The organism is Streptomyces sp. CNQ085, from assembly GCF_022614595.1.
In the GTDB taxonomy this organism is placed as follows: domain Bacteria; phylum Actinomycetota; class Actinomycetes; order Streptomycetales; family Streptomycetaceae; genus Streptomyces.
Map to the genome: position 1 here is coordinate 1 of NZ_JAJFAU010000193.1, position 7637 is coordinate 7637.

At 71.5% G+C, this 7637-nt stretch carries 6 protein-coding genes and 1 riboswitch; of the genes, 4 read left to right on the forward strand and 2 right to left on the reverse strand.

All coding sequences use genetic code 11. The features are described from left to right. Positions 1-98 precede the first annotated feature (98 nt). Together LJ221_RS22280 and LJ221_RS22285 are read right to left on the reverse strand one after the other, a co-directional pair. The gene (locus tag LJ221_RS22280) at positions 99-1568 is read right to left on the reverse strand and encodes a trehalose-6-phosphate synthase (RefSeq protein ID WP_241718507.1); all 1470 of its coding nucleotides are present in this window, start codon (positions 1566-1568) and stop codon (positions 99-101) included. A 194-nt stretch (positions 1569-1762) separates the two neighbouring features. Beyond that, positions 1763-2722, reverse strand: a complete 960-nt coding sequence (locus LJ221_RS22285) for a glucosyl-3-phosphoglycerate synthase (protein ID WP_241718508.1) — start codon at positions 2720-2722, stop codon at positions 1763-1765. A gap of 465 nt (positions 2723-3187) precedes the next feature. Next, positions 3188-3330: riboswitch (SAM riboswitch) on the forward strand. Positions 3331-3347: 17 nt separating this feature from the next. Here LJ221_RS22285 and thrC point away from each other — a divergent pair. The 4 genes from thrC to groL all read left to right on the forward strand — a co-directional run bounded on the left by thrC (position 3348) and on the right by groL (position 7572). Continuing rightward, a complete protein-coding gene (gene thrC / locus LJ221_RS22290) occupies positions 3348-4628 on the forward strand; it encodes a threonine synthase (protein ID WP_241718509.1) in 1281 nt (426 codons plus the stop codon). Beyond that, positions 4625-4903: a MoaD/ThiS family protein gene (locus LJ221_RS22295; protein ID WP_241718510.1), complete on the forward strand. Its 279-nt coding sequence runs from the start codon at positions 4625-4627 to the stop codon at positions 4901-4903. The genes thrC and LJ221_RS22295 overlap by 4 nt, the downstream gene beginning before the upstream one ends. Before the next feature lie 438 nt (positions 4904-5341). Next, complete coding sequence (locus LJ221_RS22300) at positions 5342-5545, forward strand: cold-shock protein (protein WP_004986573.1); 204 nt, start codon at positions 5342-5344, stop codon at positions 5543-5545. A gap of 395 nt (positions 5546-5940) precedes the next feature. After that, a complete protein-coding gene (gene groL / locus LJ221_RS22305) occupies positions 5941-7572 on the forward strand; it encodes a chaperonin GroEL (RefSeq protein WP_241718511.1) in 1632 nt (543 codons plus the stop codon). Positions 7573-7637 lie beyond the last annotated feature (65 nt).

A 7637-nucleotide genomic window follows, 5' to 3' on the forward strand; every position in this document is an offset into this window, starting at 1 on the left:
GGTACGGCCCGCGGACCGGTGGCGCTTCCCCCGGGCACCCGCGGCGGGCCCCTCCGGGCGTGCCCGCGGGTGCGCCCGGAGGCGGGCCGCGGCAGGCGTCAGTCGCGCAGCGCGTTCAGCTGGTCCAGGAACCACTTCGTGGGCGGCAGGGCCGTGGCCGCCGCGGCCAGGCGCTCGGTGCGCTCGGCGCGCTCGTCCGCGTCCATCGTCAGTGCCTGGTGCAGGGCGTCTGCCGTGGCGCCGATGTCGTAGGGGTTGACGGTGATGGCGTCCTCGGCCAGTTCGGCGAAGGCCCCCGCCTCACGGGAGAGGACCAGCGCGCAGCCGCCGTCGGAGAGCACGGGGATCTCCTTGGCCACCAGGTTCATGCCGTCCCGGACCGGGTTGACCAGGGCGACGTCGGCCAGCCGGTAGGCCGCCAGGGAACGCGCGAAGTCGTCCTTGAGGTGCAGCTCGACCGGCGTCCAGTCGCCCTCGCCGAACTCCGCGTTGATCCCTTCGGCGACGCGGGCGACCTCGTCGGTGTAGTCGCGGTAGACCGCCAGGTCCTGGCGGGAGGGGTAGGCGAAGGCGACGTGCACGACCCGGCCGCGCCACTGGGGGCGGTCCGTCAGCAGCCGCCGGTAGGCGAGCAGGCCGCGGACGATGTTCTTGGACAGCTCGGTGCGGTCCACGCGCACGATCGTCCTGCGCGGCTCGCCGTCGGGCCCGCGGCCGATCTGATCGCGCAGCAGCGCGATCCGGCCCTCCACGTCCGGCCGCCGGGAGCGCTCGCGCAGGAACTCGGCGTCGGCGCCCAGGCCGTGAACGCCTATGCGCGTCTCGCGGCCCTCGTGGGTGACGATCATCTCGCCGCCGTCGACCACGGAGACCTCCGCGCCCAGCAGCTTCACGCAGCAGTCGGCGAAGGCGCCTGCCCAGCGCCGGGTGAGGAAGGCGGCCCGGTCGGCGCCCAGGATGCCGCGCAGCACCTCGGCGGCCACCCCGCCGTCCGGGTCGTCCGGCAGTATCCGGAAGTAGTCCGGCGGCGCCCAGGGGGTGTGCGAGAAGTGGCCGATGCGCAGGTCGGGCCGCCGCTCGCGCAGCATGGCCGGGACGAGGGTGAGGTGGTAGTCCTGCACGAGGACGGCCGCGCCGTCGGCGGCCTCCTGGGCCAGCGCGTCGGCGAACGCCGCGTTGTACGCCTCGTAGGAGCGCCACTGCCGCTCGAAGTCCGCGTCGAAGACGGGCTCCAGCGGGGTCTGGTACAGCATGTGGTGGACGAACCACAGCACGGAGTTGGCGATGCCGTTGTAGGCGTCCGCGAAGACATCGGGGGCGATGTCGAGCATCCGCACCTGCTGGCCGCCGGTGTCCGCCGGGTCCAGCTCGCCGCCCGTGCGGCGCACCGCCTCGCGGTCGCCCTCGCCCAGCGCCGCGCAGACCCACACCGCGTCGCCCTTGACGGCCGACAGGCCGGAGACCAGCCCGCCGCCGCCGCGTTTGACGGTCAGCTCGCCCCCCTCGCCGAGCGTGTGGGAGACGGGCCCGCGATTGGAGGCGACGAGTACCTGGTGCCGAGTGACCATGAGCGGAACCTAGCCGCTGTCCGTACCGCTCAAACGTACGGTTCTCGTCGTACGGGTCCGACAGGGCCGGCCGGGGGTGCGCGGCGGCGCACGCGGGTAGCTCCCGCACCGGGCGGGCGCGGGAGCGGCTGGTACGGCGCGCGCCGGGCCGTGTACGTGCTTCACCGGTGCGCGCCGGGCCGGGGTACCCCCTCTCACGCGGCGGTGCGGCGGGCGGCGTACTCGGGGACCGTGCGCATCGGCGGACGCTCCTCGGTGTCCACCGGGTGGGTGTGGGGGACGAACCCGCCCCCGGGGACCCGCTCGAACTGCGTGAGCACCGGGCGTGTCAGCGGGCCGCGCGCCTGCCGCACATGGGCGGTGCGGTGTATCGCCGCGGCCATCCGCCCCAGCGCCAGCCCGTCCTGGTTGCGGTGCCTGCGCACGCCCACGTCCACCTGCGCGAGCGCCTCGAGCCCGGCGGTGTGCAGCGCGTCCACCAGCAGGCCCAGTTCGACGCCGTAGCCGACGGGGAAGCTGAGCCGCTCCAGCAGGGAGCGCCGTGCCGCGTACTCGCCGCCCAGCGGCTGGACGAAGCCCGCCAGCCGCGGCCAGTACAGGTTGAGCAGCGGGCGGGCGACCAGCTCGGTGACCCGGCCGCCGCCGGCCGGGCTGTCGCCGATGGCACGGTCGTACATCGCCTTGACCATCGCCAGGCCCGGATCGGTCAACAGCGGCCCGACGATGCCCGACACGAACGTGGTGTCGAACTCCCGCAGATCCGCGTCGACGAAGCAGACGATCTCGCCGCTGGTGGCCAGCAGCGACCGCCACAGCACCTCGCCCTTGCCCGGCACCGCGGGCAGCCGGGGCAGCACCTCGTCGCGGTGCACCACCTTCGCGCCCGCGGCGGCGGCCACCTCGGAGGTGCGGTCGGTGGAGCCGGAGTCCACCACCACCAGCTCGTCGACCAGTGGCATGTCCTCGGTCATCAGCCCGCGGCGGATCGCGGCGACGATGTCCCCGACCGTCGCCTCCTCGTTCAGCGCCGGAAGCACCACGCTCACGCTGCCCGCCGGTCCGGCCGCCCGCTTCGCGGCCAGCAGCCGGGACAGCGGACGTTCGGCAGCGCTCCATGAGCGTCGTTCCAGCCAGTGGTCGACCTCATCCAGCACGTGTGCCTCCCTGTCCTCGACGGTCCTTGCCGGTCCTTGCCGGTCCTTGCCGGTCCTCAGCGGTTCCGGCATCCCCGGTCACCCCGGTGTTCCCGGCGGACCCCGCCGCTCCGGCGGTCCCAGGCATTCTGCGGGACCGGGTTCGCCCGGGTGATCCCGGCGTGTCTGCTGCTGTCGGTCGCGGTGCGGATCGGGTGCGGGTCGGACACCGGCCGTGGTCGGACCGTGGTTGCCCGGGACCGGCGGTCCATGCCCGCTTTCGGGCATGTTTCCGGGGCATTCGCCCGGATCCGTCTCCCGGAGGGCGCCCACGCGGGCCCCGTGTGCCTCTCGTCTCGCGGTTCGGACGGGCGGCCTCGCGGCCGAGGGCTTCGGTTACAGTCTTGGACGACGCACGGGAGTTCCGCATCTCGGGGGCCCCGGCGTGCACAAACGCACCGGTCAGAAGATCGGCCGGCGCCATAGAGCTCATCCAGAGGGGCAGAGGGAACGGCCCGTTGAAGCCCCGGCAACCCTCCCGCCGGCACTCGTGCACAACAGTCCGAGGCCACGGTGGGGAAGGTGCCAATTCCGTCCTGCGGCGAAAGCCGTCGCGGGGAAGATGAGGAGAAAGGGCCTCGCCACCATGGCTGTGCAGACTGTTGCAACCAACACTGACCTTTCACTCGGTCCCGCCGCGGCGCTCTCCTGCCGCGAGTGCGGTGAGCGCTTCCCGCTCGGGCCGGTCTTCGCCTGTGAGGCGTGTTTCGGCCCTCTGGAGATCGCGTACGACCTTCCCGGGGGCGACCCGGAGGGGCTGCGGAAGCGGATCGAGGCCGGCCCGGACAGCATCTGGCGCTACGCCCCGCTGCTTCCGGTCCCGGCCGGCGTGGCGGACAAGCCCAATCTGAACCCGGGCTTCACCAGGCTGGTCGAGGCCGACAACCTCGCCCGCGAGCTGGGTGTCACCGGCGGCCTGTACGTCAAGGACGACTCCGGCAACCCCACGCACTCCTTCAAGGACCGTGTGGTGGCCGTCGCCGTCGAGGCCGCCCGCGCCTTCGGCTTCACCACCCTGTCGTGCTCCTCCACCGGTAACCTCGCCGGCGCCGTCGGCGCCGCGGCGGCCCGCGCGGGCCTGCGCTCGTGCGTGTTCATCCCGCACGACCTGGAGCAGGGCAAGGTCGTCATGGCCGCGGTCTACGGCGGCGACCTGGTGGGCGTCGAGGGCACCTACGACGATGTGAACCGCTTCTGCTCGGAGCTGATCGGGGACCCGGCCGGGGAGAGCTGGGGCTTCGTCAACGTCAACCTCCGCCCGTACTACGCGGAGGGTTCCAAGACCCTGGCGTACGAGATCTGCGAGCAGCTCGGCTGGCGGCTGCCGGACCAGCTCGTCGTCCCGATCGCCTCCGGCTCCCAGCTCACCAAGATCGACAAGGGGCTGCGCGAGCTGATCACCCTGGGGCTGGTCGAGGACCGGCCCTACAAGATCTTCGGCGCCCAGGCCGAGGGCTGCTCGCCGGTGGCGCGGGCCTTCAAGGACGGCCACGACGTGGTGCGGCCGGTGAAGCCGGACACCATCGCCAAGTCGCTGGCCATCGGCAATCCGGCCGACGGCCCGTACGTGCTGGACATCGCCCGCCGCACCGGTGGCGCGGTGGAGGACGTGAACGACGGGCAGATCGTCGACGCGATCAAGCTGCTGGCCCGGACCGAGGGCGTCTTCGCGGAGACCGCGGGCGGCGTGACCGTCGGCGTGACGAGGAAGCTGATCGAGGCCGGCGTGCTCGACCCGACCCTGACCACCGTCGTCCTCAACACCGGCGACGGCCTCAAGACCCTGGACGCGGTGGCCCCGACCACCGGACCGTCCGCGATCATCCGTCCCGACCTGGACTCCTTCCGAGAGGCTGGCCTGGCATGAGCGTCACCGTCCGAATCCCGACCATCCTGCGCACCCACACCGGCGGCCGGGCCGAGGTGCCCGCCGAGGGCGCCACGCTCGCCGAGGTCATCGCGGACCTGGAGAAGAACCACCAGGGCATCTCCGCCCGGGTGCTGGACGACTCCGGCAAGCTGCGCCGCTTCGTGAACGTCTACGTCGACGACGACGACGTCCGCTTCGCCGACGGTCTGCGGACGCCGACGCCGGACGGCTCGGGCGTCTCCATCATCCCGGCCGTCGCGGGCGGCTGCTGACCGGGAGAGCACCCGGCGCCGCACGCGACACCGCGCACGTGTCCTCCGGGGGAGGGGCGTGTACCAAGCGTGGCAAGCGGAACTGGTAATTCCGCAGCTCGAAGAGCGATAGAGTGAGCGGGCCTCCCCCCGAATGTGCGCTCGGCGCCCATGAGAACGCGACAACCTGCGCCTCAATTTATCGCGTGAATTGTCGTGTTGGTCCGCCATGCCCGGCCCGGGTTGCCCCGCTTTCCTGCCGTTCATGTGCTTGTCGGCAATCCGGCATGACCGGAATTCTCGTCCGACAGACCTGTTGCGGAGGGCGTCTGCCCAGATACATTCAGCCGCGGTCGACGCGTTCCGGCGCACGCCGTCCCCTCTCGCCGGGGGGTGGTGACCGACCCGGGTCCGCGGAGTGCGGACTCGCGCAAGGGCCGGCAATAGGGGAGTTAGGAAATGGCTCAAGGCACCGTCAAGTGGTTCAACGCGGAGAAGGGATACGGCTTCATCGCGGTCGACGGTGGGGCGGACGTGTTCGTCCACTACAGCGCGATCCAGATGGACGGATACCGCACCCTTGAGGAAGGGCAGCGGGTCGAGTTCGAGATCTCGCAGGGCCAGAAGGGCCCGCAGGCGGACATGGTCCGCGTGACGGCCTGAAGCGCCGGACACACGCACCACGACGCACATCAGCAGTAGACGGCACAGGAGGGCCCGCGTCCCCGCAAGGGGACGCGGGCCCTCCTGTCGCGCGTCCGGTGCGCCGGCGCGCGCTGGCCTGTCCGCGCCCCCCGCACCCGTCCCCTACCCGGGGGTACGGGCACGCGGAACCCTGGCGCGCTTGCACTCGGAGGGGTCGAGTGCTAATCATTGGCGTTAGCACTCCGAAGGTGAGAGTGACAAAGCAAGGACCGGTTCGGTGAGGTCCGCAAGCCCGGTGGAGCAAGGAGCCGCCGGGCGGGTGGGCCGTCCGTCGCGGGCGCCAGAGCGGTCCGGAGACATCCCAACCCGCCCCTGGCCTTCGGCATGGGGAACCCCAGGGAGGACCACTTCACATGGCCAAGACCATCGCGTTCGACGAGGAGGCGCGGCGCGGCCTCGAGCGCGGGATGAACCAGCTCGCCGACGCCGTCAAGGTCACACTCGGCCCCAAGGGCCGCAACGTCGTCCTTGAGAAGAAGTGGGGCGCCCCCACGATCACCAACGATGGTGTCTCCATCGCCAAGGAGATCGAGCTCGAGGACCCGTACGAGAAGATCGGCGCCGAGCTGGTCAAGGAGGTCGCGAAGAAGACCGACGATGTCGCCGGTGACGGTACGACCACCGCGACCGTCCTGGCCCAGGCGCTGGTCCGCGAGGGTCTGCGCAACGTCGCCGCCGGCGCCAACCCGATGGCCCTCAAGCGCGGCATCGAGAAGGCCACCGAGGCCGTCTCCGCCGCCCTGCTGGAGCAGGCCAAGGAGGTGGAGACCAAGGAGCAGATCGCCTCGACCGCCTCCATCTCCGCCGCCGACACCCAGATCGGCGAGCTGATCGCCGAGGCCATGGACAAGGTCGGCAAGGAAGGCGTCATCACCGTCGAGGAGTCGCAGACCTTCGGCCTGGAGCTCGAGCTCACCGAGGGCATGCGCTTCGACAAGGGCTACATCTCCGCCTACTTCGCCACCGACATGGAGCGGATGGAGGCGGTCCTGGAGGACCCCTACATCCTGATCGCCAACTCCAAGATCAGCGCTGTCAAGGACCTGCTCCCGCTGCTGGAGAAGGTCATGCAGGCCGGCAAGCCGCTGCTGATCATCGCCGAGGACGTCGAGGGCGAGGCCCTGTCCACCCTGGTGGTCAACAAGATCCGCGGCACCTTCAAGTCCGTCGCCGTCAAGGCCCCGGGCTTCGGCGACCGCCGCAAGGCCATGCTCGGCGACATCGCCATCCTCACCGGTGGCCAGGTCATCTCCGAGGAGGTCGGCCTCAAGCTGGAGAACGCCGGTCTGGAGCTGCTGGGCCGCGCCCGCAAGATCGTCATCACCAAGGACGAGACCACCATCGTCGACGGTGCCGGTGACAGCGAGCAGGTCAACGGCCGCGTGAACCAGATCCGCGCCGAGATCGAGAACTCCGACTCCGACTACGACCGCGAGAAGCTCCAGGAGCGTCTGGCGAAGCTGGCCGGCGGCGTGGCCGTCATCAAGGCCGGCGCCGCCACCGAGGTGGAGCTGAAGGAGCGCAAGCACCGCATCGAGGACGCGGTGCGCAACGCCAAGGCGGCCGTCGAGGAGGGCATCGTCGCCGGCGGTGGCGTGGCCCTGCTGCAGGCCTCCGCGGTCTTCGAGAAGCTGGAGCTCGACGGCGACGAGGCCACCGGTGCCTCCGCGGTCAAGGCCGCGCTGGAGGCCCCGCTGAAGCAGATCGCGGTCAACGCCGGCCTCGAGGGCGGCGTCATCGTGGAGAAGGTGCGCAACCTGACCCCGGGTCACGGTCTGAACGCCGCGACCGGTGACTACGTGGACATGATCGCCGAGGGCATCATCGACCCGGCCAAGGTCACCCGCTCCGCGCTGCAGAACGCCGCCTCCATCGCGGCGCTCTTCCTCACCACCGAGGCCGTCATCGCCGACAAGCCGGAGAAGGCCGCCGCCGGCGCCGACGCCGCGGCCGCTGCCGGTATGGGCGGTGGCATGGACTTCTGATCCGCTCCCGCGGATCGGCGGTTCCCGCCGGGCGCGCACCGCGCGCACGGCGGAGAGGGCGGCAC